This is a genomic window from Variovorax sp. ISS6 (assembly GCF_056523145.1).
The window spans coordinates 5,713,225-5,738,914 of the sequence record NZ_JAWRZC010000001.1; the positions used below are offsets into that span (position 1 = coordinate 5,713,225).

General features: G+C 70.9%; 30 protein-coding genes. 11 read left to right on the forward strand and 19 right to left on the reverse strand.

Translation table 11 applies throughout. From position 1 onward, the window contains the following. Nucleotides 1-63 precede the first annotated feature (63 nt). Nucleotides 64-429 (forward strand): HPF/RaiA family ribosome-associated protein, encoded by a 366-nt coding sequence (locus AC1HIL_RS26365; RefSeq protein WP_057595657.1) that lies wholly within the window; start codon nucleotides 64-66, stop codon nucleotides 427-429. A gap of 6 nt (nucleotides 430-435) precedes the next feature. On the opposite strand, the gene AC1HIL_RS26370 is transcribed toward AC1HIL_RS26365, so the two are convergent. The 7 genes from AC1HIL_RS26370 to AC1HIL_RS26400 all read right to left on the reverse strand — a co-directional run bounded on the left by AC1HIL_RS26370 (nucleotide 436) and on the right by AC1HIL_RS26400 (nucleotide 5,850). Further along, nucleotides 436-936 (reverse strand): MerR family transcriptional regulator, encoded by a 501-nt coding sequence (locus tag AC1HIL_RS26370; protein ID WP_479670400.1) that lies wholly within the window; start codon nucleotides 934-936, stop codon nucleotides 436-438. Next, entirely contained in the window at nucleotides 923-1,363 is a 441-nt protein-coding gene (locus AC1HIL_RS26375) for a nuclear transport factor 2 family protein (RefSeq protein ID WP_479670401.1), read from the reverse strand. The genes AC1HIL_RS26370 and AC1HIL_RS26375 overlap by 14 nt, the downstream gene beginning before the upstream one ends. A 108-nt stretch (nucleotides 1,364-1,471) precedes the next feature. Then, complete coding sequence (locus AC1HIL_RS26380; RefSeq protein ID WP_203202048.1) at nucleotides 1,472-2,395, reverse strand: SDR family NAD(P)-dependent oxidoreductase; 924 nt, start codon at nucleotides 2,393-2,395, stop codon at nucleotides 1,472-1,474. A 110-nt stretch (nucleotides 2,396-2,505) separates the two neighbouring features. Then, on the reverse strand, nucleotides 2,506-2,892 hold the full coding sequence (locus AC1HIL_RS26385; RefSeq protein ID WP_261217431.1) for a response regulator: 387 nt from the start codon (nucleotides 2,890-2,892) through the stop codon (nucleotides 2,506-2,508). Between the two features lie 199 nt (nucleotides 2,893-3,091). Then, nucleotides 3,092-4,651: a glutamate--cysteine ligase gene (gene gshA / locus AC1HIL_RS26390; RefSeq protein WP_413762854.1), complete on the reverse strand. Its 1,560-nt coding sequence runs from the start codon at nucleotides 4,649-4,651 to the stop codon at nucleotides 3,092-3,094. Nucleotides 4,652-4,792: 141 nt separating this feature from the next. Next, nucleotides 4,793-5,140 (reverse strand): putative quinol monooxygenase, encoded by a 348-nt coding sequence (locus AC1HIL_RS26395; protein WP_261217435.1) that lies wholly within the window; start codon nucleotides 5,138-5,140, stop codon nucleotides 4,793-4,795. A 44-nt stretch (nucleotides 5,141-5,184) separates the two neighbouring features. Next, nucleotides 5,185-5,850, reverse strand: coding sequence for an alpha/beta hydrolase (locus AC1HIL_RS26400; RefSeq protein ID WP_479670402.1), 666 nt, complete (start codon nucleotides 5,848-5,850; stop codon nucleotides 5,185-5,187). Nucleotides 5,851-6,044: 194 nt separating this feature from the next. Here AC1HIL_RS26400 and AC1HIL_RS26405 point away from each other — a divergent pair, with 194 nt between their 5' ends. Further along, entirely contained in the window at nucleotides 6,045-6,353 is a 309-nt protein-coding gene (locus tag AC1HIL_RS26405; protein WP_261217440.1) for a hypothetical protein, read from the forward strand. 7 nt (nucleotides 6,354-6,360) lie between these two features. Here the strand turns inward: AC1HIL_RS26405 and AC1HIL_RS26410 are convergent, their stop codons facing one another. From AC1HIL_RS26410 to AC1HIL_RS26430, 5 genes are all read right to left on the reverse strand, one after another. Next, nucleotides 6,361-7,347: a Bug family tripartite tricarboxylate transporter substrate binding protein gene (locus AC1HIL_RS26410; RefSeq protein ID WP_479670403.1), complete on the reverse strand. Its 987-nt coding sequence runs from the start codon at nucleotides 7,345-7,347 to the stop codon at nucleotides 6,361-6,363. Between the two features lie 113 nt (nucleotides 7,348-7,460). Then, nucleotides 7,461-8,621, reverse strand: a complete 1,161-nt coding sequence (locus AC1HIL_RS26415; RefSeq protein ID WP_479670404.1) for an FAD-dependent oxidoreductase — start codon at nucleotides 8,619-8,621, stop codon at nucleotides 7,461-7,463. Further along, nucleotides 8,618-9,793 carry an amino acid aminotransferase gene (locus tag AC1HIL_RS26420; protein ID WP_479670405.1) on the reverse strand — a complete coding sequence of 392 codons (1,176 nt, stop codon included), beginning with the start codon at nucleotides 9,791-9,793 and terminating at the stop codon, nucleotides 8,618-8,620. Before AC1HIL_RS26420 ends, AC1HIL_RS26415 begins: the two co-directional genes overlap by 4 nt. Nucleotides 9,794-9,826: 33 nt before the next feature. After that, nucleotides 9,827-10,777 carry a tryptophan 2,3-dioxygenase gene (locus AC1HIL_RS26425; RefSeq protein WP_479670406.1) on the reverse strand — a complete coding sequence of 317 codons (951 nt, stop codon included), beginning with the start codon at nucleotides 10,775-10,777 and terminating at the stop codon, nucleotides 9,827-9,829. A gap of 136 nt (nucleotides 10,778-10,913) precedes the next feature. Then, complete coding sequence (locus AC1HIL_RS26430; protein WP_479670407.1) at nucleotides 10,914-11,882, reverse strand: AraC family transcriptional regulator; 969 nt, start codon at nucleotides 11,880-11,882, stop codon at nucleotides 10,914-10,916. Nucleotides 11,883-12,034: 152 nt separating this feature from the next. On the opposite strand from AC1HIL_RS26430, the gene AC1HIL_RS26435 reads away from it, so the two are divergent. Beyond that, complete coding sequence (locus AC1HIL_RS26435) at nucleotides 12,035-12,589, forward strand: Fur family transcriptional regulator (protein WP_256222257.1); 555 nt, start codon at nucleotides 12,035-12,037, stop codon at nucleotides 12,587-12,589. On the opposite strand, the gene zigA is transcribed toward AC1HIL_RS26435, so the two are convergent. Beyond that, nucleotides 12,513-13,706, reverse strand: coding sequence for a zinc metallochaperone GTPase ZigA (zigA, locus tag AC1HIL_RS26440; protein ID WP_479670408.1), 1,194 nt, complete (start codon nucleotides 13,704-13,706; stop codon nucleotides 12,513-12,515). The two genes, AC1HIL_RS26435 and zigA, sit on opposite strands and share 77 nt — an antisense overlap. A 142-nt stretch (nucleotides 13,707-13,848) precedes the next feature. Here zigA and AC1HIL_RS26445 point away from each other — a divergent pair, with 142 nt between their 5' ends. The 5 genes from AC1HIL_RS26445 to AC1HIL_RS26465 all read left to right on the forward strand — a co-directional run bounded on the left by AC1HIL_RS26445 (nucleotide 13,849) and on the right by AC1HIL_RS26465 (nucleotide 18,475). Then, nucleotides 13,849-14,478: a glutathione S-transferase gene (locus tag AC1HIL_RS26445; protein WP_479670409.1), complete on the forward strand. Its 630-nt coding sequence runs from the start codon at nucleotides 13,849-13,851 to the stop codon at nucleotides 14,476-14,478. Further along, entirely contained in the window at nucleotides 14,475-15,398 is a 924-nt protein-coding gene (locus AC1HIL_RS26450) for a LysR family transcriptional regulator (RefSeq protein WP_057595642.1), read from the forward strand. Before AC1HIL_RS26445 ends, AC1HIL_RS26450 begins: the two co-directional genes overlap by 4 nt. 67 nt (nucleotides 15,399-15,465) lie before the next feature. After that, on the forward strand, nucleotides 15,466-16,446 hold the full coding sequence (locus AC1HIL_RS26455) for a tripartite tricarboxylate transporter substrate binding protein (RefSeq protein WP_479670410.1): 981 nt from the start codon (nucleotides 15,466-15,468) through the stop codon (nucleotides 16,444-16,446). Between the two features lie 35 nt (nucleotides 16,447-16,481). Further along, nucleotides 16,482-17,699 carry a CaiB/BaiF CoA transferase family protein gene (locus tag AC1HIL_RS26460; RefSeq protein ID WP_057595640.1) on the forward strand — a complete coding sequence of 406 codons (1,218 nt, stop codon included), beginning with the start codon at nucleotides 16,482-16,484 and terminating at the stop codon, nucleotides 17,697-17,699. Beyond that, nucleotides 17,696-18,475, forward strand: coding sequence for an enoyl-CoA hydratase/isomerase family protein (locus tag AC1HIL_RS26465; protein WP_479670411.1), 780 nt, complete (start codon nucleotides 17,696-17,698; stop codon nucleotides 18,473-18,475). Before AC1HIL_RS26460 ends, AC1HIL_RS26465 begins: the two co-directional genes overlap by 4 nt. On the opposite strand, the gene AC1HIL_RS26470 is transcribed toward AC1HIL_RS26465, so the two are convergent. After that, entirely contained in the window at nucleotides 18,476-19,378 is a 903-nt protein-coding gene (locus tag AC1HIL_RS26470; RefSeq protein WP_261217476.1) for a LysR family transcriptional regulator, read from the reverse strand. A gap of 152 nt (nucleotides 19,379-19,530) precedes the next feature. Between AC1HIL_RS26470 and AC1HIL_RS26475 the strand changes: the two genes are divergently transcribed. Then, a complete protein-coding gene (locus AC1HIL_RS26475) occupies nucleotides 19,531-20,841 on the forward strand; it encodes an MFS transporter (RefSeq protein WP_057595637.1) in 1,311 nt (436 codons plus the stop codon). 38 nt (nucleotides 20,842-20,879) lie between these two features. Further along, nucleotides 20,880-21,989, forward strand: coding sequence for a M14 family metallopeptidase (locus AC1HIL_RS26480; RefSeq protein ID WP_479670412.1), 1,110 nt, complete (start codon nucleotides 20,880-20,882; stop codon nucleotides 21,987-21,989). A 12-nt stretch (nucleotides 21,990-22,001) separates the two neighbouring features. On the opposite strand, the gene AC1HIL_RS26485 is transcribed toward AC1HIL_RS26480, so the two are convergent. From AC1HIL_RS26485 to AC1HIL_RS26495, 3 genes are all read right to left on the reverse strand, one after another. Next, on the reverse strand, nucleotides 22,002-22,799 hold the full coding sequence (locus AC1HIL_RS26485) for an enoyl-CoA hydratase/isomerase family protein (protein ID WP_479670413.1): 798 nt from the start codon (nucleotides 22,797-22,799) through the stop codon (nucleotides 22,002-22,004). Between the two features lie 49 nt (nucleotides 22,800-22,848). After that, on the reverse strand, nucleotides 22,849-23,274 hold the full coding sequence (locus tag AC1HIL_RS26490; RefSeq protein WP_057597819.1) for a hypothetical protein: 426 nt from the start codon (nucleotides 23,272-23,274) through the stop codon (nucleotides 22,849-22,851). 71 nt (nucleotides 23,275-23,345) lie between these two features. Further along, on the reverse strand, nucleotides 23,346-23,618 hold the full coding sequence (locus AC1HIL_RS26495) for a DUF2164 domain-containing protein (protein WP_413762839.1): 273 nt from the start codon (nucleotides 23,616-23,618) through the stop codon (nucleotides 23,346-23,348). A gap of 117 nt (nucleotides 23,619-23,735) precedes the next feature. Here AC1HIL_RS26495 and AC1HIL_RS26500 point away from each other — a divergent pair, with 117 nt between their 5' ends. Continuing rightward, complete coding sequence (locus tag AC1HIL_RS26500; RefSeq protein ID WP_057597821.1) at nucleotides 23,736-23,954, forward strand: hypothetical protein; 219 nt, start codon at nucleotides 23,736-23,738, stop codon at nucleotides 23,952-23,954. Nucleotides 23,955-23,966: 12 nt separating this feature from the next. Here the strand turns inward: AC1HIL_RS26500 and AC1HIL_RS26505 are convergent, their stop codons facing one another. Together AC1HIL_RS26505 and AC1HIL_RS26510 are read right to left on the reverse strand one after the other, a co-directional pair. After that, the gene (locus AC1HIL_RS26505) at nucleotides 23,967-24,863 is read right to left on the reverse strand and encodes a DUF808 domain-containing protein (protein ID WP_479670414.1); all 897 of its coding nucleotides are present in this window, start codon (nucleotides 24,861-24,863) and stop codon (nucleotides 23,967-23,969) included. A 143-nt stretch (nucleotides 24,864-25,006) separates the two neighbouring features. After that, on the reverse strand, nucleotides 25,007-25,690 hold the full coding sequence (locus AC1HIL_RS26510; RefSeq protein ID WP_057597823.1) for a PepSY-associated TM helix domain-containing protein: 684 nt from the start codon (nucleotides 25,688-25,690) through the stop codon (nucleotides 25,007-25,009).

Consider the following 25,690-nt stretch of genomic DNA (forward strand, 5'->3'; position numbering starts at 1 on the left):
GCGTTCAGAGTGGAGTCTCATTTCGATCCTCCAACCTGACATCCAAGAAGGGAGACATTGGGCATGCAGATCCAGGTCAACACGAGCAACGGCATCGACAACAAGGAAGCGCTCGAGCGCTGGGCCGACACCGAGATCCAGCAGCAGCTGCAGCGCTTTCGCGACGACGTGACGCGGGTGGAAGTGCACCTGAGCGACGAGAACCACGAGAAGGCCGGCGAACGCGACAAGTGCTGCGTGATGGAGGCGCGGCTCGCGCACCACCAGCCGCTGGCCGTGAAGCAGCACGCTTCCAGCATGGACGAAGCCTTCCGCGGTGCGTCCGACAAGCTCAAGCGCCTGCTCGACAGCACGCTGGGCCGGCTGCACAACCACCGCGACCGCGAGTCGATCCGCCGCGACGGCGGCGCGGGGCTGGTGGCCGAATAGCCTTCTTCAGCGCCGGCGCGCGCGGCGCGAGGGCGCGGGCTCGTCCGGCTGGCGCGGTGGGAGCGCCGGCTCGGGCTCCGCGGTGGGAATGAGCGGCGGGCGCTGCCCGCTCTCGATCCAGGCGTCGTAGAAATCGATCTTGCGGTCGACCAGCGACAGCGCGCGCTTCCATTCGGCGATGGTCCGGTTCACGCGCTCGCGGTGCGCCGCGAGCAGCGCGCGCCGCTCGGCCAGGGTGGTGCGGCCGCGCAGCGCGAGCGCGGTGTACTCGCGCATCTCGGCGATCGACATGCCGGTGCGGCGCAGCCGGTCCATCAGGTCGAGCCAGCCGATGTGGGGCTCGCCGTAGAGGCGCCGCCCGCCCGCGTCGCGCACCACGCCGGGCACCAGCCCCTGGGACTCGTACCAGCGGATCGCGTGCACGCTGCGGCCGGTGCGCTGCGCCAGCTCGCCGATCAGGAACGGCGTGCCCTGCGCGACGCCGCGCCGGGCCTCAGGCGCCGGCATCGGCCGGGGCCGGGACCGCCGGCGCTTCCAGCGCCGAGGCCACCAGGCCGGTGTCGAAATATTCGATCAGCTCCTTCACCAGGCCTCCCTCGAGTCGGTAGACGTAGCAATAGCGGTTGTTGTAGCGGCGCCCGGCATGGGTCAGCACGTCGCCGCTGAATTGCACCACCACCCGGTCCTCGTCGGCCAGGACGTGCTCGGTGCGGCTGGTGTAGGGGGTGGCGAACTGGGCGAACAGCGGGTTCAGCAGCTCCTCGCGGATCGCCTTCCTGCCGCGGTAGGTGCGCGACCAGGCGGTGCTGCCCTCGAGCTTCCAGGTCGCGTCTTCGGCGAAGCCCTCGAGGAAGGGCCGGCTGTTGCCCTGGTCAAGCTGGGCGTGGATGTGCTGGATGAACGCCTTGTTGCTGGCGGTGGTGGTGGTGGTCATGGCGATGTCCTCTTGAGCGTCGATGGAAAGCACCGGAAGGCCCGGTGAATTCCATTGGAAGTGCTCGTGTGCACTCGAGGTCAAGCGCCCTGAACGCCCGGCCGGAATTCAGCCGCGCGCCGCCTTCGCCTTCGCGACCTCGTTCGCGCCCTGCGCGGTGCCGCTCTGGGGCACCTGCTCGCCCTCGCGCGCGCGCACCTCGTCGAGCCGGGCGGCCAACTGCTCGGGCGTGTCGCCGCCGATGCCGATCCACGCGCCCTGCGTGAGCGTGATGTGCGCGGCCTCGAAGGTGCCCGCACCCGCGCACAGGATGGCGCGCGTGGGCGCGTTCTCGGCCGCCAGCACCAGCATCGCGGGCACCACGGCCTCGGGCTGGAAGGCCTCGAGCATGTCGGGCGGGAACAGGTCCTCGGTCATGCGCGTGGCCGCGGTGGGCGCCAGGCAGTTGACGCGGATGTCGTTCTTCGCACCCTCGATGCTCAGGGTCTGCATCAGCCCCACCAGCGCCAGCTTGGCGGCGCCGTAGTTGCTCTGGCCGAAGTTGCCGTACAGGCCGCTCGAGGAGGTGGTCATCACGATGCGGCCGTACTTCTGCGCGTTCATCAGGGCCCAGACGGCCTTGGTGCAATTCACGGCGCCCATCAGGTGCACGTCGACCACCAGTTTGAAGTCGGCCAGTTCCATCTTGGCGAAGCTCTTGTCGCGCAGGATGCCGGCGTTGTTCACGAGGATGTCGACCCGGCCCCAGGCATCGACCGCCTGCTGCACCATGGCCTGCACGGCCTCGAAGTCGGTGACCGAGGCGCCGTTGGCGATCGCCTCGCCGCCCGCGGCCTTGATCTCGTCGACCACCGCCTGCGCCGCGCTCACCGAGCCGCCCGAGCCGTCGCGCGCGCCGCCGAGGTCGTTGACCACCACCTTGGCGCCGCGCGCCGCGAGGGCCAGCGCATGCTGGCGGCCCAGGCCGCCGCCGGCGCCGGTCACGATGGCCACGCGGCCCTGGAAGTCGATGCTGCTGCTGTCGTTGCTCATGTCGTCTGGGTCTCTCGGAGGATGGATGGAAGGCGCGTCCGAACCGCACGCGCCGCGGCGCGTTTTACCTCAGAAAGCCCCGGAGGCCCGCGACCGGGCCGCCTTGCCAGTCACCCGTGCGACGAGGTTTCGTGCAGGGTTTCGCAGTAGGCGACGAGCTGGTCGAGCTCGGCCGACTTGTCGAAGAAGGCGTCGGCGCCCAGCAGGCGCGAGCGGTCGCGCATCTCGGCGGTGGCGTAGTTGCTGAGCACCACCACCTTCTGGTGCGGCGCGCGCTGGCGGCAGGCATCGAGCACGCCCAGGCCGTTGCCGCGTTCGAGGAACAGGTCGACGATGGTCAGGTCCCAGTCGTCGCGGTGGCGCTTGAGCCATGCCACCGCCTCGTCCTCGCTGCCGGCCACGGCCAGCACCTCGGTCTCGGTCACGTCCTCGAGGAAACCCACGAGGTTCTCGCGGATCACGGGGCTGTCTTCGACGAGGTAGGCCTTGAGACTCATGATCGCCCGCCCCGCGCGGCGCCTCCCTGCGGATCGGCCAGGGAGCGAAGCGGTGCGGGAGGGAACGGCGGGCTGACGACGGCTTGCATGAGGCCATCCTCTCAGCCATGCGGCGGTGCAGCGTGAGCCAGCGGCACCGACCGCCTGTAGGCCACGGGCCAAGACGGCTGTCGTCAGCCGGAGGCCCGGCGGCCGGGCTTCAGGCCGCGACGGCCACCCGCTGGCCCCGGCCCACGCCCAGGCGCGCGGGCGAGACGTACTGCTCGCGGTAGATCTCGAACGGCAGGGTGTCGGCCATCTCGATGCGCTTCTGCTCCTGGATCGAGTCCTCGGTCATGCGCGCGAACTCGGCACGCTGCGCCTCGGAGAAGGGCAGCGCCATGAGCGCGGCGCGGGTCTGCTCGGAGCGCGCGCGAACGAAGCCGACGAAGGAGTTGGCATGCTCGCGCTCGATCGCCGCGAGCACCCGCGCCGAGGGCAGGCTGTCGGGGTTGCCGAGCGCCTCGCGCGCCGCGCGCACCGCCTCGGCATGGGCCGTGCCGCCGTGCGCGGCATCGAGCCGCTCGGCGATCGGCGCGCACTGCTCGATCAGCTCCAGGCCCCAGTCGACCAGCGTCACCGGCTGGCCGCCGCGGCGCAGCGCCAGGCCCGGCTCGCGGCCGCGCGCGGCCGTCAGGTGCTGGTTGTGCGCGAGGTCGGCGATCTCCTGCGGCGTGTCGTCGGGACTGTCGCTCAGCAGGCAGTGCAGCAGGAACACGTCGAGGAAGCGCATCGTCTGGGCGTTGATGCCCACGGTCTCGAAGGGATCGAGGTCCATGAGCCGGACCTCGACGTACTCCACGCCGCGCTCGCGCAGCGCATGCAGCGGGCGCTCGCCGGGGTTGATCACGCGCTTGGGGCGGATCGTGCCGTAGAACTCGTTCTCGATCTGCAGCAGGCTGGTGCCGAGCTGGTTGTAGTCGCCGCCGAGGTTGCGGATGCCGATGGCCTCGTAGGCCGGCCACGGGCGCGTGAGCGCATCCTGCAGCGAGGCGCCGTAGCCCTCGAGGCTGTTGTAGCTCACGGCCAGCGAGGCCTGCGCGTCGCTCTGGTAGCCCAGGCGGCCCATGCGCAGCGAGGTGCCGTGCGGCATGAACATGCTGCCGTCGCCCAGCGGCTGCAGCTCGTGCGGGCGGCCCGCGACGAAACTCGAGCACAGCGCCGGCGAGGCGCCGAACAGGTACAGCAGCAGGAAGGCGTGGCGGCGGAAGTTGCGGATCAGCGCGAAGTACTCCTCGCTCGAGACCTCGGGCAGCGACCAGTTGTAGTGGATGCCCGAGATGGTCTGCATGCGGCGGCCGTAGCGATGGCTCAGGCCCATGCGGTAGACGCTCTTGGCGCGGCCCACGTTCGAGGAGCCGTAGCGGCCGATCGGAATGGTCTCGTCGGTCGGCAGGCCGCAGGGCATGCTCGAGACCCACATGCGCTCGTCGCCGAGCTGGTCGAGCACGCGGTAGGTGAACTGGTGGACGCGGGTCAGCTCGTCGAGCGCGGCCTCGGCATCGCCGTGCACGCCGGTGATCAACTCGAGCTGCGACTCGCTGAAGTCGGTCGTGATGTGCGGATGGGTCAGCGCCGAGCCGAGCGCGAGCGGATGGGGCGTCAGCGCGAGCTTGCCGTCGGGCAGCGCGCGCAGGCTTTCCTTCTCGATGCCGCGCCGCATGCCCTTCAACCGCCCGGCCGAGAGCGAACCCAGCCTCTCCTGCAATCTGTTGCTCATATTGTTATGACCCATCAATCTTCTGAGGGGCTGGAAGGTAGCACGGCGGCGCGGGCGCTGCTCGTGCAGGGAAACCCGCTGCCGGCTATGCTGCGGCTCGCTATTTTTTCCATAGCATCACCTTTCGATTCGGTGGGGCGATCAGCTCTTTTCGGGGGGCCGTGAAGCAGCGCCCGAACGGCCCGCGAGGCCGGCCAGGTCGATCTCCTCGGACTGGTAGACATGGATCTGCGGCGGCCCGTCGGCCATCGCGGCCAGCGCCTTGCCGAAGGCGCGCGAGGCCTCGACGCGGAAATGCACCTGCAGCGCCGCCATGTCGCTCCAGCGCTCGACGAAGGTGAGGCGCAGCGGCTGCATCGCGTCGGTCGAGACCTCGTGCGAGAGGCAGCCGGGCTCGGCGCGCGAGCGCTGCACGTGCTCGACGCTGATCGCGAGCATGGCCTGCAGGGTGTCGGGCTTGGCGGTGGCATGGCCGATGACGAGGATCATGGGGTGTCTCCTTTTTCGGGTCGCGGGCGCCTCGGCCCGCCGGTTCAGGGGGCGAGCACGCGCAGCAGGAAGGCGTTGAGGTCGCCGATCTCCTCGAGGCAGACCGAGTGCGCCATCGCGTACTCGCGCCATTCGACGGCGTAGCCCAGCGCCGCGAGCGCGTCGCGCGACTGCTGGGCGCGCGCGATCGGCACCACCGGGTCCTGCCGGCCATGGGCCAGGAACACCGGCGTGTCGTGGTTGGACGCATGGCGCTCGGCCGCGGTGGTGGCCGCGATCGGCAGGTAGCCCGAGAGGCCGACGATGCCCGCGAGCCGCTCGCCATGGCGCAGCCCGGTCATCAGCGCCATCGCGCAGCCCTGCGAGAAGCCGGCCACCACGATGCGCCCGGCCGCGATGCCGCGCGCCTTCTCGTTGGCGATCAGCGCCTCGATCGTGGCCTGCGAGCGGCGCAGGCCGGTCTCGTCCTCGCGCGCCACCAGGTCGGCCACCGCGATGTCGTACCAGGCCGGCATCTGGTAGCCGCCGTTGATGGTGACCGGGATCACGGGCGCGTTCGGGAACACGAAGCGCACCGGCCCCACGCTCGAGAGGTCGAGCTCGTTGGCGATGGGCACGAAGTCGTTGCCGTCGGCGCCCAGGCCATGCATCACGATCACCGTGGCGGTGGGATGGGGGGCGGTTTCGATCTCGATGGGGGGACGGGACATGGTCGGTGAAAGTCGTGAAAAAGTACGCCAAACAGGCGCGGATGGCCGGACCTTAGCGCATTCGGGCCGGCGGGGGCATTGATCCGGCACAGGGATTCGCCCCATCCCGCGCACCCGGACGGCCGCTTGGCCGACTTGCGCGGCGCGGCCTCGCCCCCAAGATGGTCCGCAAGAACCCCAGCGAAGGACCCCGCGTGAGCCATTCCCCACCCCTGGTCGATACCAAGCTGGCCGGCCTCGTGCTGGTCTGCGGCGAGTGCGAGGCGCGCAAGGACGGTCCCGCGAAGCTGCAGGCCAGGCCGGTGCGCAAGGAACTGAAGCACGAACTGCGCGATGTGCCGCTGCGGCTGCGCGTGGTGCAGTCCAGCTGCCTGGGCCTGTGCCCGAAGAAGGCGATGGCCCTGGCGGCCGTGGCGCAGGGCCATGCGCCGCTGGTGGCGGAAGTCTGCCGCGACGAGGATGTCGCGGCCTTCGCCCGGGCGCTGGCCAAGTCGGTGCGTTGACCGGCTTCTATTCCGCCTTGATGCCGTTCGCCTTCACGATCTGCGCATAGCGCTCGTACTCGGCCGCCACCTGCCCCTGGAACTGGCGCTGCGCGAAACCGGTGGCCTCGATGCCCTGGGCCGCGAGGTCGGCGCGCGCGGCCGGCGTGCGCACGATGCGGCCGGCCTCCTGCGCGATCGCGTCGACCACCGGCTGCGGCGTGCCCGCGGGCGCGAACAGCCCGAACCAGGTGCCCGCGCGGTAGCCGGGGTAGCTCTCGGCCAGGGTCGGCACCTCGGGCAGCAGCGGATGGCGCTTCTCGCCGCCCGTGCCCAGCGCCACCAGCCGGCCGCTGCGGATGTGCGGCAGCGCCGGGCCCACGGCGATCAGCATCACGTCGACCTGGCCCGCGATCACGTCCTGCATGCCCAGCGGGCCGCCGCGGTAGGGGATGTGGGTCACATAGATGCCGGCCTTCTGCTTGAACAGCTCCATGCCCAACTGCTGCGGACTGCCGTTGCCGGCCGAGGCGTAGTTGATGCGGCCCGGCTGCGCCTTGGCGGCGCGCACGAAGTCGGCCACGCTGCGGAAGCCGGTCTTGGGATTGGCCACCAGCACGAAGTCGATCTGGCCCAACGACACCACCGGCAGCAGGTCGCGCCGCGCGTCGTAGGGCAGGCTGGCCTGCAGATTCGGCAGGATGGTGATCGGGCCGTCGGCGCCCACCAGCAGCGCATAGCCGTCGGGCTGCGCCTTGGCGAGCCCGTCGGCCGCGAGGATGCCGGCCGCGCCGGCCTTGTTGTCGACCACCACCGGCTGCTTCCATTGCTCCGACAGCCGCGTCGAAAGGTAACGCGCGAGCACGTCGGGCGAGCTGCCGGGCGTGTTGGCGACGGTGATGTGGACCGCCTTGGCCGGATAGGAAGCGGCGGGGGTTTGCGCCTGCGCGCCCAGGGCGATCGACGCGCCGGCCCACAACAGGAGGGCCGTCTTGAACAGGGAGGGAACGCGCATGGAGAACTTTCGGGTACGGACTGGGGAACGCGCGCGATTCTGTCGCGCCCTCGTCCGGACGCGAACGACCCATTCGTCAGATGCTTAGGGCGATTCGGACATAAGGGCCCTCGCTACCCCGCGCGCAGCGCGTCCAGCTGGCCGTAGAACGCGTCGACCTGCCGCTGCGCGCCCTCGCGCATCGCCGCGTTGCGCAAGGCGCAGCCCGCGGCGTCCTCCACCGCCCCGGCCTCGCCCACCCGGCGCGAGGCGTCCTGCACGAAGCGGCACATCGGATAGCGGCGCTCGCCGAAGGCGCCCAAGCTGGCGTCCGAAATGCCGTGCTCGGCCAGCATCTCGGCCAGCACCACCGCGTCCTCCACCGCCATCGCGCCGCCCTGCCCCATGAACGGCGTCGAGGCATGGGCCGCGTCGCCGATCAGCAGCAGGCGCCCTGCATGCCAGGGCAGCGGCGCCTGCACCTCCTCGACCGCGGTGTAGAGCAGTTCCGAGTCCGCGCCGAGCTGGTCGAGGAAGGGCCGCGCCGGTCCGCCGAACTCGGCGAAGCGCTCGCGCATGCGCGCGGGCCAGTCCTCCTTCGGATACCAGCGACCGGCCGGCTCGGCGACGGTGCCGAACAGGTAGAGCCGGTCGTCGGCGATCGGCATGATGCCCAGCCGCTTGCCGATGCCCATCATCATGATCTTGGCCACCAGCGCGCGCGGCCGCTCGTGCACGCTGCGCCAGACGCCGAAGCCGGTGTAGCGCGGCGCGAGCGCGCCCGCCACTTGTTCGCGCAGCTGCGAGCGGATGCCGTCGGCGCCGACGACCAGGTCGAAGCGCTCCGTGCGGCCGTCGGACAGCGTGACCTGCGCGCGCTCGCCTCCGGCGTCGACCCGTTCCACCGTGGTCGCGAGCCGTATCTCCACGCCCAGCGCCGACAGCCGGTCCGCGAGCACGCGGTGCATCTCCGCGCGCTTGATGCCCACGATCGGCGCCGCGCCGCCCTGCGAGCGTGGATAGAACACGTCGACGATCGGCGCGCCGAGGTGGTCGAGGTAGACGTTGCGCCCGTCCTCGATCGCGAAGCCGGCCTCGAGGATGCGCGGCAGCACGCCCACCGCGCGCAGCGCCTCGAGCCCGTTGCCGTAGATGAAGATGCCCGAGCTCTGGAAGCGCCATTCGGCCTGCTTCTCGACCAGCGTGACGCCGAAGCCCCGGCTCGCCAGCGCGATCGCCGCCGAACAGCCCGCGATGCCGGCGCCCACGACGAGGATGCGTTCGGGCCGCGTCATGCGCGCACCGCCGCGAGCGCGGCGCTCACCCGTTCGATGTTCGAGGCATTGAGCCCCGCGACGCACAGCCGCCCCGAGCCCACGAGGTAGACGCCGAAGCGTTCGCGCAGCGCATCGATCCGCGCGGGCGCCAGTCCCGTGTAGCTGAACATGCCGTGCTGCGCCACCAGGTAGTCGGAGCCCGGCCCTAGCGCCCGATGCAACGCGCGATGCAGCGCCGTGCGCATCGCCCGCATGCGCAGCCGCATCGCCTCGAGCTCGGCGCGCCATTGCGATTCGAGCGCGCTGTCCGACAGGATCGCCTGCACCAGTGCCGCGCCCCGCCCCGGCGGGCACGAATAGCTGCGCCGGATGCCGAGCTTGAGCCGGCCCAGCAGCCGCGCCGCGTCGGCGCCCGGCGCATGCACGGCGAGCGCGCCCACGCGTTCGCCATAGAGCGAGAAGATCTTCGAGAACGAGCTCGCCACCAGGCAGGCGATGCCGCGCCGCACGCATTCGCGCACCGCCCAGGCATCCTCGTCCACGCCCTGCGCGAAGCCCTGGTAGGCCATGTCGAAGAAGGGCAGCAGGCCGCGCTGCGCGATGGTGTCGAACAGCGCTCGCCATTCGTCGTGCGAGGGATCCACGCCGGTCGGGTTGTGGCAACAGGGATGCAGCAGCACGATGTCGCCGGCCGGAAGCTTGCCGAGCGTGGCGATGGCGCCGTCGAGATCGAAGCCGCCGGTGCTGCCGTCGTAGTAGGGATAGTGATCGACGCGCAGCCCCGCGCCCTCGAAGATCGCCGCATGGTTGGCCCAGGTCGGGTCGGGCATCCACACCGTGGCCTCGGGCGACAGGTCCTTGAGCAGGTCCGCGCCGGTCTTGAGCGCGCCGGTGCCGGCCACGGTCTGCACCACCACGAGCGGCGCCGTTGCCACCTCGCCGAACACCAGCTGCCGCACCGCGTCCCGGTAGGGCTGCGCCCCCTCGGTCGGCGCATAGACGCTGGGCGCATCGGCCTCGGCCAGCAGCGCGCGCGCCGCGCGCACCGAAGCCAGCACCGGCACCCGGCCCTGCTCGTCGCAATAGATGCCGATGCCGAGGTTGACCTTGTGCGGCCGCGGGTCGGCCTTGTAGGCCTCGAACAGGCCGAGGATGGGATCGTCGGCATGGGCCGGCAGTTGATCGAACACGCGTGCTCCAGAAAGAAAAACGAAAGAAAAGGCTCAGAGCCGCGTACGCACCGACCACAGCTCGGGAAAGAAGCGGTGGTCGACCACGCTGCGCAGCCAGCCCACGCCGGCCGAGCCACCGGTGCCGGGCTTGAAGCCCAGGATGCGTTCGACCGAGACGAAATGGCGCCAGCGGTACTGCGAGAACACGTCGGCGATGTCCATCAGCGCCTCGCCGAGCCGGTAGAGATCGTTCTCGGGTGCCGGATCGCCGTAGACCTGCAGCCACGCGGCCTCCACGCCCGCGTTCGGCGCATAGCTGGCCGACCAGTCGCGCGCCAGCGCCTCGGCCGGCACCGGCATGCCGCGCCGGTGCAGCAGCGCGAGCACGTCGTCGTAGAGGCTCGGCGCATTCAGCGCGCGTTCCATGTGGGGCCACACGTCGGGGTTGTTGGCATGCGCGCGCGCCAGCGGAATCGACTTGTTGCCGAGGATGAATTCCACGTGCCGGTACATGTAGGACTGCTGGCCCGAGGCGATGCCCAGCGTGTTGCGGAACTGGTTGAACTCGTGCGGCGTGATGGTCGAGAGCACGTCCCAGGTCTTGGCCAGGAACTCGAGCAGCGCGCACACCCGCGGCGCGAGCTGCAGCGCGCCGACCACGTCGTCGGCGCGCACGCGCAGCTGCATGTTCGAGAGTTCGTAGTGGATCGCCTTGAAGCTCAGTTCCTTGCAGTGGGTGATGCACATGAACACCATCTCGTCATGGCCTTCGCTGCGCATGTGCTGAAGGCTCAGCAGCAGGTCGTTGCGCTGGTGCACGAGGTAGGGGTTGCTGCGGCCCTCGAACTGCAGCAGCGGCTCGCCCTCGGTGTCCTGCACCGTGGCCGCGCGCTGGTGGTTGTCGCCGGTCGCGATCGGCTTGACCAGCGAAAGCTCGAGCGCGGGATCGCGCACCGTGGGGATCGCGCGCTGCCGCCGGGGGCGCGAAGGGGAAGCCGTCATGTCGTCGTCTCTCTGGCCCGCGTGCTGCGCGGGCCGTGATGGGAATGCGGCGATTCTTCGGCCCCGGGGCCGGCGGCTCAACCTCCGGCGCGCCGGATTTGGTCACCGTTCGTCCGTGACCGGACGATGACGGCGTTCAGACGGCGCCGTGGCGCCGGGCGTAGGCGCTGGGCGTGAGCCCGGTCCAGCGCTGGAAGGCGCGCGAGAACGCCTTCTCCGACGCGTAGCCCACCGCCTCGGCCACCTGGTGCAGGCTCAGCTGCCGGTTCTTGAGCTTCTCGGCCGCCAGCGTCATGCGGTAGGAGCCCAGGTAGTGCATCGGCGTCACGCCCACCAGCGTGCGGAAGCGCTCGCTGAAGATGGTGCGCGACAGGTAGCTGGCCTGCGCCAGCGTCGCCACCGACCACGGATGCGCGGGCCGCTCGTGCATCAGCGCCATGGCGCGCGCGATGCTCTCGTCGTCGAGCCCGCGCAGGGTGCCCAGGCGCTCGGCCGGCGCCGCGGCCGGCTGCGCGTACAGGTGCTCGCAGAGGATGTGGACCAGCAGCAGGTCGGCCATGCGCGCGGCCGAGAGCTGCCAGCCCGGGCGCTGCGCCACGGTCTCGTTGACCAGCGTCTCCATCGCCAGCGCGAGCGAGGCCGTGGTGGGAATCTGCGCCTGGCGCAGCACGATCAGCGGCGGCAGGCTCGCGATGATCGAACCCAGCCCCTGGGCCGGCAGCCACAGGTGCAGCGAGAACAGTTCGGTGACCGGACCGCCGCCGCCGTGCGAGAACACGATCGGGTGGTCGCCGTGGCGGCCGGTGGAATGCGCGGCGATCAGCTCGCGGAACGGCCGCGCCTCGAGCCCCGGCGCCGACGACACCGTGTGCGCGCCGCCCTGCGGCAGCATCGCGATGTCGTGCGGCGCCACCTGCACCGGTTCGGCATCGCCCACCGAAATCCAGTAGGGCGCGCCGGTGCACAGGCGGATCAGCGGGCCGTCCACGCCGGTCGAGTGCAGCGCCCAGGGCGCCGAGAGCGAGAAGCGCGCCGTGACGGCGCGCTCGGACTTGTAGCCCGCGAGCAGGTGGCTCAGTGCGTCGCCGTCGCGTCCCGTGTCCATGCTGTCGTGTCGTGGCGTCCGTGGTCTGTCCGATTCGCGCGGATTATCTGGCATGGAAGCCGGGCGATTCACCGCGGCGCGCCCACGACGACGCGGGATGCAACACAATGGCGGCTCGCATGAAGACAACGACCTCGCAACCGAAGCCCCGAATGGCCCACGCAACCTTCGACAGCGAAAGCCAGCTGCGCGACCGCGGACTGCGCGTCACGCGCGCCGCCCAGACCGTGCTCGAGCTGCTCGAGCACACCTCCCAACCGCTCACGCACGACGAAGTCGCCGCGGCCTACACCACCGCCACCGGGGAGGAACCCGACCGGGTCACGATCTACCGCGTGCTCGACCGGCTGGTCGAGGTCGGCCTGTGCGACCGCCGCGTCGGCGCCGACCGCGTGAACCGCTTCGCGCGCCACGTCGAGGCCGCCTCGGGCAACACCTTCGAGTGCGACCAGTGCCACAAGGTGCTGGCCCTGCCCTCCGACCCCGAACTGCCGAAGGTCATGGGCCGGCTCGGCCGCGCGCTGCGCAAGCAGGGCATCGACACCCGCCGCACCGCGCTCACCCTGCACGGCACCTGCGGCGACTGCGTGCCCGCCGAAGCCGCTCCCGCGGCCCGGCCCGCCGCCCGCCCTACGCGTTCCAGGACGGGAAAGGGTCCGGCAGGTTCTGCCACCACGAGGCGCCGTAGCGCATCTCTTCCTCGGTGAGCAGGCAGGCATCGAGCCGCGCGCGCAGCGCGGCCTCGTCCATGCCGATGCCGATCAGCACCAGTTCCTGCCGCGCATCGCCCGTGGCCGGGTCCCAGTGGCTCTGGATCAGCGCCAGTCCCTCGGGATCGCCGGGCCAGTGCTCGCGCGGCACCGCCGCCCACCAGAAACCCGCCGCGCCATAGCGGCAGGCGCCGCCGGCCTGCGACCAGCTGCCCGCGCGCGTGGGCCGGCTCGCGAGCCAGAAGAAGCCTTTGGAGCGCACCACGCCCTCCCACTCCTCCTGCACCAGGTCCCAGAAGCGCTGCGGATTGAACGGCAGCCGCGCGCGGTAGACGAAGCTGCGGATGCCGTAGGCCTCGCTCTCGGGCAGGTGCTCGCCGCGCAGCTCGGCCAGCCAGCCCGGCGCCTGCTCGGCCTGCGCGAAATCGAACAGGCCGGTGTCGAGCACCCGGTCGAGCGAAACGCGGCCGAACTCCGACAGCTCGATGCGCGCGCGCGGATTCAGGCTCTTGAGGATCGCCATCAGCCGCTCGCGCTCGGCCGCGCTCACCAGGTCGGTCTTGTTGAGCACCAGCACGTCGCAGAACTCGATCTGCTCGATCAGCAGGTCGACCACGGTGCGCGCGTCCTCGTCGCCCAGCGACTGGCCGCGCTGCCGCAGGCTGTCGGCCGAGCCGTAGTCGCGCAGGAAATTGAAGGCATCGACCACCGTGACCATGGTGTCGAGCCGCGCCACGTCCGCCAGGCTCTTGCCGTCCTCGCCCGCGAAGGTGAAGGTCTCGGCCACCGGCAGCGGCTCGGAGATGCCGGTCGACTCGATCACCAACTGGTCGAAGCGGCCCTCCTTCGCGAGCCGCCCGACCTCGATCAGCAGGTCCTCGCGCAAGGTGCAGCAGATGCAGCCGTTGCTCATCTCGACCAGCCGCTCGTCGGTGCGCGACAGCTCGGCCCCGCCCTCGCGCACCAGCGCGGCGTCGATGTTGACCTCGCTCATGTCGTTGACGATCACCGCCACGCGCCGGCCCTCGCGGTTGTGCAGGATGTGGTTGAGCAGCGTGGTCTTGCCGGCGCCGAGGAAGCCGGACAGCACGGTGACGGGAAGGCGTTGGGGCATGGCGTGGGTCTAGTTGATATGCAACTGCATTGCATTATATGAATGACGCAACACGGTTGCATGTAAAGCGCAAAAGCGCCCGCCGCCCCCGCCTCCGGCCGCGCCGATAGACTCGGGGCCCGCCTCCGCCTTCCCGCCGCCGATGACCCCGCCCGTGCTCTACAGCTTCCGCCGCTGCCCCTATGCGATGCGCGCCCGCCTCGCGCTGGCGGCGAGCGGCCAGCGCTGCGAGCTGCGCGAGGTCGAGCTCAAGCGCAAGCCGCCCGAGATGCTGGCCGCCTCGCCCAAGGGCACGGTGCCGGTGCTCGTGCTGGCCGACGGCACGGTGATCGACCAGAGCCTGGACATCATGCGCTGGGCGCTCGCGGCGGCCGATCCGCTGCGCTGGCTGCAGCCCGGCGACACCGAGGCGCTGGTCGCCGCCTGCGACGACCGCTTCAAGCCGCAGCTCGACCGCTACAAGTACCCGGGCCGCTTCGCCGATGCGGTGCAGGCCGAGGCCCGCGAACAGGGCGCGCGCTTCCTGCGCGAGCTCGAGGCGCGGCTGGCCGCCTCGGCCTTCCTGCTCGGCGCCCACGCCACCCTGGCCGATGCCGCGCTGATGCCCTTCGTGCGCCAGTACGCGATGGTCGAGCCGGCCTGGTTCGAGGCCCAGCCCTGGCCGCGGCTGCGCGCCTGGCTCGCGGACTGGATCGCCTCGCCGCTGTTCGACAGCGTCATGCGCAAGAACCCGCCCTGGCGCAGCGGCGAGGCCGGCATCGCCTTCCCATGAGCACGCGCCTGCATTTCGACCTCACGACGGTCCAGCTCTTCATCGCCACCGCCGAGCTCGGCGGCGTCACGCGCGGCGCCGAGCGCATGCACATGGCGCCGGCCGCGGCCTCGCGCCGCATCCTCGAGCTCGAGTCGCAATTCGGCGTGGCGCTGTTCGAGCGCCGCCCGCACGGCATGGTGCTGACCGATGCCGGGCGCGCGATGCTCGCGCATGCGCGCAACATCACCCACACCGTGCTGCGCATGCAGGACGACGCGGCCTCCTATCTCGGCGGCGAGCAGGGCGTGGTGCGCGTGGCGGCGCCGAAGTCGGCCGTGATCCAGTTCATGCCGCGCGACATCGAGCGCTGCGCCGCCGCCTGCCCCGGCGTGCGCATCGACCTGCAGGAGATGAACAGCCAGGTGGTGCAGCAGGCGCTGCGCCGCGGCACGGTCGACATCGGCATCTACGAGGCCAGCCTCGGTGCCATCGACCTGCCGATGCTGCCCTACCGCGGCGATGAGCTGGTGGCCGTCACCGCGCGCGGCCATGCGCTGGCCGGCCGGCGCGAGGTGGTGCTCGAGGACATCCTGGCCTGCGACCTGATCGTGCTCAACGAGGGCTCGGCGATCTCGCTCATGCTCGCGCGGCTGGCCGACGAGACCGGCCAGCTGCTGCGCATGCGCATGCGCGTGGGCGGCTTCGACAGCATCGCGGCGCTGGTGGCGCAGGACCTGGGCATCGGCGTCATGCCGGCGGCCATCGCGCGCCATGTGGCCGCGGGCAGCCGCTTCGCGCGATTGCCGATCCGCGGCGACTGGGCGCGGCGCCAGTTCGTGCTGTGCCATCGCGCCGGGGATTCGCTGTCGCGCGCCGCGGCCAGCGTGGCGCGCGTGCTCGCGGATACGCAAAACGCGAATCCAGCCTCGCCCAAATAGCGATGGCGCCCGGTGCGGGCCTTGCGCACCATCCGTCGACCCTAAAGAACGACGGAGACATCGCAGCATGCAACGCAGAAGCTTCACCCTGGCGGCCGCGGCCGCCCTCGCCGCACCGGGACTGGTGCGCGCCGCGAACGAGGCGGCGCCACCGGCCGGCCCCGTGAAGATCGTGGTGGGCTTCGCGCCCGGCGGCGGCACCGACGTGCTGGCGCGCGTCATCGGCCAGAAGCTGGGCGCGATGTGGAACGCATCGGTGGTGGTCGAGAACAAGCCCGGCGCCACCGGCGCGATCGCGGCCGACTACGTGAGCAAGCAGCCGCCCGACGGCAACACCCTGCTGATGGCGCACGTCAACAGCCACGCGATCGCGCCGGCGCTGCTGACCGGCGTGCGCTACGACCCGCGGCGCGACTTCACGCCGCTGACCCTGGTGGGCGTGACGCCGAACATGCTGACCTGCGCGCCGGCGCAGAAGGCGCGCACCCTGCCCGAGGTCGTGGCGCTGTGCCGCGAGCGGCCGGGCCGCGTGTCCTTCGGCTCCTCGGGCATCGGCTCGGCGCAGCACCTGGCCTTCGAGATGTTCAAGCTGCAGGCCAAGGTCGATGCGGTGCATGTGCCCTACAAGGGCTCGAGCGCCCTGATCGTCGACCTGCTCGGTGGGCAGATCGACTATGCCTTCGACACCATGACTGCCGCCACGCCCTTCGTGAAGCAGGGCAAGGTGATCGCGATCGCGCAGACGCGGCTGCAGCGCGCGCGCAGCCATCCCACCGTGCCCACGCTCGCCGAGTCGGGCTTTCCGGGGCTGGACGCGGCCTCGTGGTACGGCCTGGTCGGCCCGCGCGGCATGGCCGCGCCGATGGTGCAGCGCATGAGCGAGGACATCAACCGCGTGCTGGCCCTGCCCGACATCGCGCAGCGGCTCGACGAGTTCGGCGCCGAGGACGCGGGCGGCAGCCCCGAGAAGTTCGGCGCCTTCATCGCGAGCGAATACACCAAGTGGGGCCGCATCGTGAAAGAAGCCGGCGTGCGCGCCGACGCCTGAGACCATTTTCCTTTCCGCCTGAAAGACGCCAACCGATGAGCGACACCTCCTCCTCCCGTCCCCTCCCTTTGGCCGGCGTGCGCGTGCTCGACGTGAGCCAGGTCATGGCCGGCCCCTATGCCTGCATGCTGCTGGCCGACCTCGGCGCCGACGTCATCAAGATCGAGCCGCCGCAGGGCGGCGACCAGACGCGCGGCGCCATGGGCTTCAAGCTCAAGGGCACGGACAGCATGGGCTTCCTCAACATGAACCGCAACAAGCGCTCGATCGCGCTCGACCTCAAGTCCGACAGCGGCCGCGAGGTGCTCTACAAGCTGGTGGCGCAGGCCGACATCCTGGTGGAGAACTACCGCCCCGGCGTGATGAAGCGGCTGCGCACCGACTACGAGACGCTCAGCGCGATCAACCCGCGGCTGGTCTACGTCAGCATCTCGGGCTTCGGCCAGACCGGGCCCTGGGCCGGTCGGCCGGGCTTCGACCTGATGGCGCAGGCGATGTCGGGAATCATGAGCGTGACCGGCCATCCCGACGGCCCGCCCGCCAAGGCCGGCGTGCCGGTGGCCGACATCGGCTGCGCGCTGTTCGCCACCTACGGCATGCTGTCGGCCTACATCGGCGCCAAGGCCACGGGACGCGGCCAGTACGTCGATGCCTCGCTGTTCGATTCCGCGCTGGCCTTCTCGATCTGGGACATCAGCGAGTACTGGGGCACGGGCCGCGAACCCGAGCAGCTCGGCACCGCCAACCGCATGAGCGCGCCCTACCAGGCGATGAAGGCGGCCGATGGCCACTTCGTGATGGGCGCCACCAACCAGAAGCTGTGGCAGACGCTGTGCGCCACGCTGGAGCGGCCCGACCTGCTCGATGACGCACGCTTCGCGACGGTGTCGCTGCGCCTCGCGAACCGGCATGCGCTGGTCGAGAGCCTCGAGCGCAGCTTCGCGCAACAAGGTTGCGAGCACTGGATCGACCGGCTGCTGGCCGTGGGCATTCCCGCCGGGCCGATCCTCAGCTACCCCGAGGCCTTCGAGAGCGAGCATGGCCGGCACCGCCGCATGCGCATCGAGATCGACCATCCGGTGGAGGGCAAGGTGCCCAACATCGGCTTCGCCGTGAAGATGGGCGGCACGCCGCAGCAGGTGCGGCGCGCGCCGCCGCTGCTCGGGCAGCACACGGCCGAGGTGCTGGCCGAGCTCGGCATCGATGCGCCGGCGCAGCGCGAGCTGGCCGCGGCCGGAGCCTTCGGGTCATGAGCGAAGGCAGCGTACATCTCTCCGTGACGGAGGGCATCGCCACGCTGGTGTTCGACCGCCCGGCCGCGCGCAATGCCATGACCTGGGCCATGTACCAGTCGCTCGCCGCGCACTGCGAATCGCTGGCCGCGCGCGCCGGCGAGGTGCGCGTGGCGGTGCTGCGCGGCGCGGGCGGCCAGGCCTTCGTGGCCGGCACCGACATCGCGCAGTTCCGCGACTTCGCGGGCGGCGACGACGGCGTGGCCTACGAGCGGCGCATCGATGCCGGCATCGGCCTGATCGAGGCGCTGCCGATGCCGACCGTGGCGGTGGTCGAGGGCTGGGCCGTGGGCGGCGGACTCGCGATCGCGACCGCCTGCGACTTCCGGCTCGCGACGCCGGGCGCGCGCTTCGGCGTGCCGATCGCGCGCACGCTGGGCAACACGCTGTCGTCGCTGAACTTCGCGCGGCTGCGCGCGGCCTGGGGCCTGCAGCCGGTGCGGCGCATGCTGCTGCTGGCGCAGGTCCTCGATGCGAGCGAGGCGCTGGCCTGCGGTTTCCTAGAGCAGGTCTGCGCGGCCGAAGCACTCGACGGCGCGCTGCATTCGCTGTGCGCGCGGCTGGCCGCGCTGGCGCCCGTGACGCAGGCGGCCGCCAAGGAAGCGCTGCGCCGCGGCACGGCGCAGGGCGCGCCCGACACCGACGACCTGGTGCGTCGCTGCTACGGCAGCGCCGATTTCGCCGAGGGCGTGGCGGCCTTCACCGAGGGACGGCCGCCGGCCTGGCGCGGCCGCTGATCAGGTCGCGACCGCGCGCGCCGAGGCGCGCTGGATGCATTCGACGAAGTGCTGCGCGGCCGGCGTCAGCAACTGGCCGCGGCGCTTGACCACGCAGACGTTGAGCGTCGGCAGCGTCTCGACCACGTCCACGCGCCGGATGCCGTGGCGCTTGAAGCTCAGCGCGGCCAGCGGCTCGACGAACAGGCCGATCAGGTCCATCTGCCCGACCAGCGACAGCGCGACCGTGACCGAATGGCCCTGGATCACGCGCTGCGGCGCCGGCAGGCCCAGCGGCAGCAGCGCCGAGATCGATTCACGGCCGCTGAAGTGATCGTCGCCCGGCAGGATCCACTCGGCGGTCGCGAGCTCGGCCATCGAGCGGCTCGCGCGCAGCGGATGGCGCTCGCGCAGCCCCACCACCAGCTTCACCGGGAACAGCTCGATGGCCTCGAACTGCGGATCGAGCCGGCCCGGCACCACGTGCGCCACCGCGAAGTCCAGCGAACCCTCGCGCAGGCGCGCCAGCATCCAGGGCAGCACCGCCTCGCTGAACTGCACGTCGACGGCCGGCAACCGCCCGTGGAAGTCCTTGAAGGCCGCGGGCAGGATGGTCTGCGCGAACGAGGTGCTGACGGCCAGCGCGACCCGGCCCGTGAGCCCGTCGCGGATCTGCGCGATCTCCTCGCGCGCGCGCTGCATGTCGGCCAGCAGCATGCGCGCGCGCGGCGCGAAGGCCTCGCCGAAAGGCGTGAGCCGCACGCCCTTGACGCTGCGCTCGACCAGCGGCGCGTCGACCTCGCGCTCGAGCTCGCGCACGATCTTGGTCACCGCGGGCTGCGAGATGCCGAGCACGCGCGCCGCGGCGCGGATGCTCATCTGCTCGACCACCGCGACGAAGGCGTGCAACTGGTTGGGTTTCATGGAGGACGGGTGCCGGACGAGCGACAACCAAAAGTTATCGTACTGGCCCAATTATTGTCTTTTCAGCGAGCAACCGACTCTCTAGCATCCGTCGCGGCCGAAGACCTTCGACCTACCCGCATTCCCACAGAACCACACCAACACCCCGAGACATGAGCCCCACCCGTCCCGCGCACAGCGCCGCCAGCCGGCGCCAGACCATCGTCGCCACCACCATCGGCAACGGCCTCGAGTTCTTCGACTTCACCGTCTACGGTTTCCTCGCGCTGGTGATCGGCAAGCTGTTCTTTCCCACCTTCAGCGGCTACGGCCAGCTGCTGCTCACCGTCGCGACCTTCGGTGTCGGCTTCATCATGCGGCCGCTGGGCGGCATCGTGATCGGCGCCTATGCCGACCGCGCGGGCCGCAAGAAGGCCATGACCTTGACCATCTTCCTGATGGCGCTGGGCTGCGCGGTGATCGCCTTCACGCCCACCTACGCGAGCATCGGCGTCGCGGCGCCGGTGCTGATCGTGCTGGCGCGGCTGATCCAGGGCTTCTCGGCCGGCGGCGAGGTCGGTGCCTCGACCACGCTGCTGGTCGAACATGCGACGCCGCAGAACCGCGGCTACATGGCGAGCTGGCAGTTCGCGAGCCAGGGCCTGGGCGTGATGCTCGGCGCGGTGGTGGTAGGCGCGCTCACCTTCACGCTGTCGCCCGAGAACATGCAGAGCTGGGGCTGGCGCGTGCCCTTCGTCATCGGCATGCTGATCGCGCCGGTGGGCATGTACATCCGCCGCCATCTCGAGGAATCGCTGCAGATCGCGCCCGAATCGGCCACCGCGCCGCGCCGCGAGAGCAGCCTCAGGATCGTCTGCTCGCAGCACGGCAAGACCGTGCTGGCCGCCATCCTCGCGCTGGTCGGCGGCACCACCGCGGCCTACGTCGTCACCTTCTACATGCCGACCTACGCGGTGCGCGAACTCGGCCTCACGCCCTCGGTGGCGCTGTTCGGTGCCGCGCTCACGGGCCTGATCTCGTTCGCCTTCGCGCCCTTCGTGGGCCTGCTGTCGGACCGCGTGGGCCGCAAGCCGCTGATCCTCTGGAGCCGCGTGTTCCTCGTGGTGCTGATCTACCCGGGCTTCCTCTGGCTCAATGCCTCGCCCACGCCCGCCGTGCTGTTCATCGTGCTCGGCGTGCTGAGCCTGGGCCTGGTGGGCCAGACCGTGCCCGGCATCACGATGCTGCCCGAGATGTTCCCGAAGCCGGTGCGCGCCAGCGGCATGTCGCTGGTCTACAGCGTGGGCGTGGCGCTGTTCGGCGGCTTCGCGCCCTTCATCAGCACCTGGCTGCTCAACGCCACCGGCAGCAAGCTCGCGCCGGCCTGGTACCTGGTCGTCATGACCCTGGTCTCGCTGCTGGGCCTGCTCTGGCTGCGCGACCACACGGGCCGCGACATCGACGCGGCCGGCGCGCACGCCTGATCTCCATCGTCTCGAACATTCCTCCCCACGATCCCTCCATGACCGCTCTCACCCACAGCACCGCCGCCACGCGGCATTTCTCGGGCACCTACGTCGAGGCCCGCGCCAAGTTCCTCGAGGCCGCGCGCGCTCGCGGCGCGGCTATCGAGTCCTTCGTCAATGAAGCGCATCGCGGCGCGCTCGGCGAGGAACTCGCGACCGACGTCGCGCTGCTCGGTGCCATCGACGCGAAGAAACTGCTGCTCGTGACCTCGGGCACGCATGGCCCCGAAGGCTTCTGCGGTTCGGGCGCGCAGGTCGCGACCCTGCACGACGAGGACCTGCTCGCGCGGCTGCAGCAGGCCGGCGTCGCGCTGCTGCTGGTGCATGCCGTCAATCCGCACGGCTTCTCGCACCTGCACCGCACCAACGAGGACAACATCGACCTCAACCGCAACCACATCGACTTCGGCGCGCCGCTGCCGGTGAACGCCGAGTACGCCGACGTCGAACCGCTGGTGCTGCCCGCGAGCTGGCCGCCCACGCCGGACGACGAAGCGGCCGTGGCCGCCTACATCGACAAGCACGGCATGCGCGCCTTCCGCGCCGCCGTCACCAAGGGCCAGTACGTCTCGCCCGACGGCCTGTTCTACGGCGGCACCGCGCCTTCGTGGAGCAACAGGACCATCCGCGCGATCCTGCGCAAGTACGCGGCCTCCGCCACGCACATCGGCTGGATCGACGTGCACACGGGCCTGGGCCCCTACGGCCACGGCGAGAAGATCTACCCGGGCCGCAACACGCCCGAGGACCTGGCCATGGCCCATGCCTGGTGGGGCGCCGACGTGTTCGCGCCCTTCGCGGGCGACTCGGCCTCGGCCGACGTCTCGGGCCCGGTGATCTCGACCGCCTACGACGAATGCCCGAACGCGCGCATCGCGCCCATGGGCCTGGAGTTCGGCACCCTGCCCGACAACGAGGTGCTCACGCGCCTGCGCGCCGACACCTGGCTGCGCCGCCATCCCGAAGCCTCCGACGCGCAGAAGCGCGAGATCCGCCGCCAGCTGCGCGATGCCTTCTACTGCGACAACGACGAGTGGAAGGGCATGGTGCTGGGGCAGACGCGCGTGGTGCTGCTGCAGACGCTGCAGGGCCTGCGCAAGGCCTGAAGACGGGGCGCGTCAGCCGAAGTTCGGCGCGCGCTTCTCGCGCAGCGAGGCCACGCCCTCGCGCACGTCGGCGCCCGCGAAGCCCATGAATTCGAGCGCCAGCGAGGCGTCGAAGGTGGGCCCGGCCTGGCGCAGCCAGTTGTTGAGCGCGTACTTGGTCAGGCGGATCGCGCTCTGGCTGCCGGCCGCGAGGCGGTCGGCCACCTCGTAGGCGCGCGGCAGCAGTTCCGCGTCTTCGACCGCCAGCGACACCAGGCCGATGCGCTCGGCCTCCTCGCCGCTGACCGGCTCGCACAGCAGCAGGTGGTACTTGGCCTTCGCCATGCCGCACAGGAGCGGCCAGACGATCGCCGCATGGTCGCCGGCCGCCACGCCCAGGCGGGTGTGGCCGTCGACGATCTTCGCGCCGCGCGTGGCGATCGAGATGTCGGCCAGCAGGCCGGCCACCAGCCCCGCGCCCACGGCCGGGCCGTGCATCGCGCTCACGATCGGCTTGTCGCAGTTGATGATGTTGTAGACCAGGTCGCGCGCCTCGCGCCACACGCGCTGGCGGATCGCGTCGTCGGTCGTCATGTCCTGCACCATGCCGAGGTCGCCGCCGCCCGAGAAGCCCATGCCCTCGCCGCGCAGCACGGCGCAGCGCACCGAGTCGTCGGCCGAGACGTCGCGCCAGATCTCGGCCAGTTCGCGATGGCCGTCGTGGCCGGCCGTGGGCAGCTTGCCGTTGGTCGCGCGCATCTGGATGTCGAGCACGGTGCCGTTGGCGCCGCGGCGCGTGATGGCGAGGGTCTGGTAGCGGGCGTAGTCCATGGTCTTTCCTGTCTCCGGTGCGCGCCGGTCGCGCACGCTCGTTGTTCTTTCAGCGCTGCGCCGCCACCTCGCGGCAGCGCTTCACGTTGGCATCGAGCCGCGGCGCGAGCCCGGGCTCGCAGACATCGCCCGCGGGATCGAGCCGGCACAGGCCGACCACCACGTAGTCCATCACGGCGTCGGTGCACATCGGGTACTTGGCGAGCTGCGGGTTGGCCCTGGACTTGAAGCCCCAGCGCTCCGAGAACTCGATGGTGCGCGCCATCGCGCCATGGAAGAACTCGCGGTTCCTCGAGGCGACGGCGGCCTCCATGCGCGGCAGCTCCTCGTTGAGGTAGCCGACCGATTCGAGCGGGAAGTCGGCCGGGTTCTGCGACTGCGCGCAGGCGAGCGAGGCGCCCAGCAGCAGCGGCAGCAGGCAGGCGGCGCGCGGCAGGCGCGGATGCGTCGTCGAGGAAGGTGCGGTGCGTGGCATGGCCGTCGATTCTGCAACGTTTGCTGACAGCTTTGCTTTTGTCCGATGCGCCGGCGCCACGCGGGAAGCCCCTAACGCCCCTTCTTCTGCTTGTCGAACTTGCGCCAGTACTGGAACTCGTCCTCGTGCACCTCGAGGTCGACCTCCGACACGCGCGCCTGCAGCCGCTCTTGCACGTCGGCCACGGCCTTGTTGTAGATCGTGGGGCCGATCTCCTCGAGGAGGAAGCCGAGCAGCGCGCCCGCCGCGACGTTGCCGATCGGCTCCTCCATGTTCTCGCGGAAATAGCGCTCGATCGAGGTGATGGCCTGCTGGCGCAGCTCGCGCGAAATCTCGATGGTCATGCGGCGGGGTCCTTGCTGGATGCTCGAAAAGGGCATTGTGCCGATGCGTGGAGAATCGGGCCCCGGCCGCGGCACGAACGCGGCGGCCGCTCCCCCCAACCGAACCGATCGATCTCCATGGCCCGTCCCTCCCGCCAGCCCCGCATGCTCGAACGCGGCATCCTCTGCCTGCTCATCGGCGCCGCCGTGCTGCTGGGCCCGCACTTCCTGCAGGGCACGCGCTGGTTCGAGATGGTGGCGGGCGCCTCGGTGGTGGGCTGGTTCGCGCTCGCGCTGGGCGCGGCGCTGGTGGTGGTCGAGCTGGTGAAGCGCGGCAAGGATTCGCAACGGCGCTGAGCCGCGCGCGGCTCAGCGCCGCAGCTTCTTGACCAGCTCGACGACCGCGAGCACCACGGCGCCCGCGACGATGCCGACGCCGGCATTGACCAGCATCGAACCCAGCGTGCCGAACACGCCCGAGGTCGCGGCCCAGGCCTCGACCGCATGGCCGAGCGCGGGCACGCCGTGCACCAGGATGCCGCCGCCGACCAGGAACATCGCGGCGGTGCCGGCGATCGACAGGCCCTTCATGAGCCAGGGCGCGCCCGCCAGGAGCGCGCGGCCCACGCCGCGCGCGGCGGCGCTGCCGCGCTGGCTCAGGTAGAGGCCCGCGTCGTCGAGCTTCACGATGCCGGCCACCAGGCCGTAGACGCCGATCGTCATGATCAGCGCGATGCCCACCAGCACGCTGAGCTGGGTGGTGAAGGGCTGGCCCTGCACGGTGCCCAGCGTGATCGCGATGATTTCGGCCGAGAGGATGAAGTCGGTGCGCACCGCGCCCTTGATCTTGTCCTTCTCGACCGCCACCACGTCGACCGCGGCATCGGCCACGGCCTGCTCGTGGCGCGCGGTGTCGGCCGCGTGTTCCTCCTTGTGCAGGAACTTGTGGGCCAGCTTCTCGCAGCCCTCGAAGCACAGGAAGGCGCCGCCCACCATCAGCAGCGGCGTGACCAGCCAGGGCAGCCAGGTGCCGATGGCCAGCGCGGCCGGCACCAGGATCGCCTTGTTGACCAGCGAGCCCTTGCAAACGGCCCAGACCACGGGCAGTTCGCGATCGGCCTTGACGCCGGTGACCTGCTGCGCGTTGAGCGCGAGGTCGTCGCCGAGCACCCCGGCCGTCTTCTTGGCGGCGACCTTGGTGAGGACCGAGACGTCGTCGAGCACGGTCGCGATGTCGTCGAGCAGCAGGAGCAGGCTGGAGGCCATGGATGGGCGAAAGGAAAATGAAAGGCGCGAGCTTAGCCGCAGCCGTGTGCAGGGCCCGTGAATATCCGCACGTACAGCGCCCGCGCCCTGGGGCACGGCCACCGTATGTACGCCGAAAGCAGTCGGCCGGGGCCGCTATGCCGTCAAAGCGCGCTCAGCGCAATGGCCAGCATGGTGGCCAGCGAGACGCCGAACACCGCGAGGCCGACGACGCGGCGGCGGTGCGTGAGCAGCCACAGCGCCACGCCCGAGAGCGACAGGAAGATCAGGCTGCCGGCCAGCGTGTCGACCAGCAGGATCCACGCGAGCGGCATGCCGCCGCCCTTGTGCATGTTGGTGAGGGTGGCGACGAGGCCGTTGCGCGTGGTGGCGACGCCCACCGAGCGGTTGCCCTGCCAGTAGTCGGCCTGCACGATCTCGTTCGGGCCGCCGAAGTTGAAGGTCCAGTGCGCGGGCTGGGTCAGCGCGGGCGCCTCGGGATCGGCCTTGCGGTCGACCCAGGCCACCGGCTTCGCGGGCTCGATGCGCGTGGAGCGCGGCGGGCCGTCGGTGCGCAAGGCCTGCTGCAGCCAGGCTGCCATGGCCTCGGGCGTGGCCGGTGCCGGTTCAGGCAGCGCGAGCTGGGCCCGGCTGCGTTCCTGCGATTGCGGCAGCTTCAGCACGTTGCGGTGGTTGAGCCAGATGCCGCTGAAGCCGAACAGCAGCCCGAGCACCGCGCCCCAGAGGCCGAACCAGCCATGGGTGCGGCGGATCCACTGCACGGCGAGCGTGCGGCGCTGGTGCGATTGCACCCGGCGGGCGTGGCCCGGGGCGTGTCCGGCGTCCAT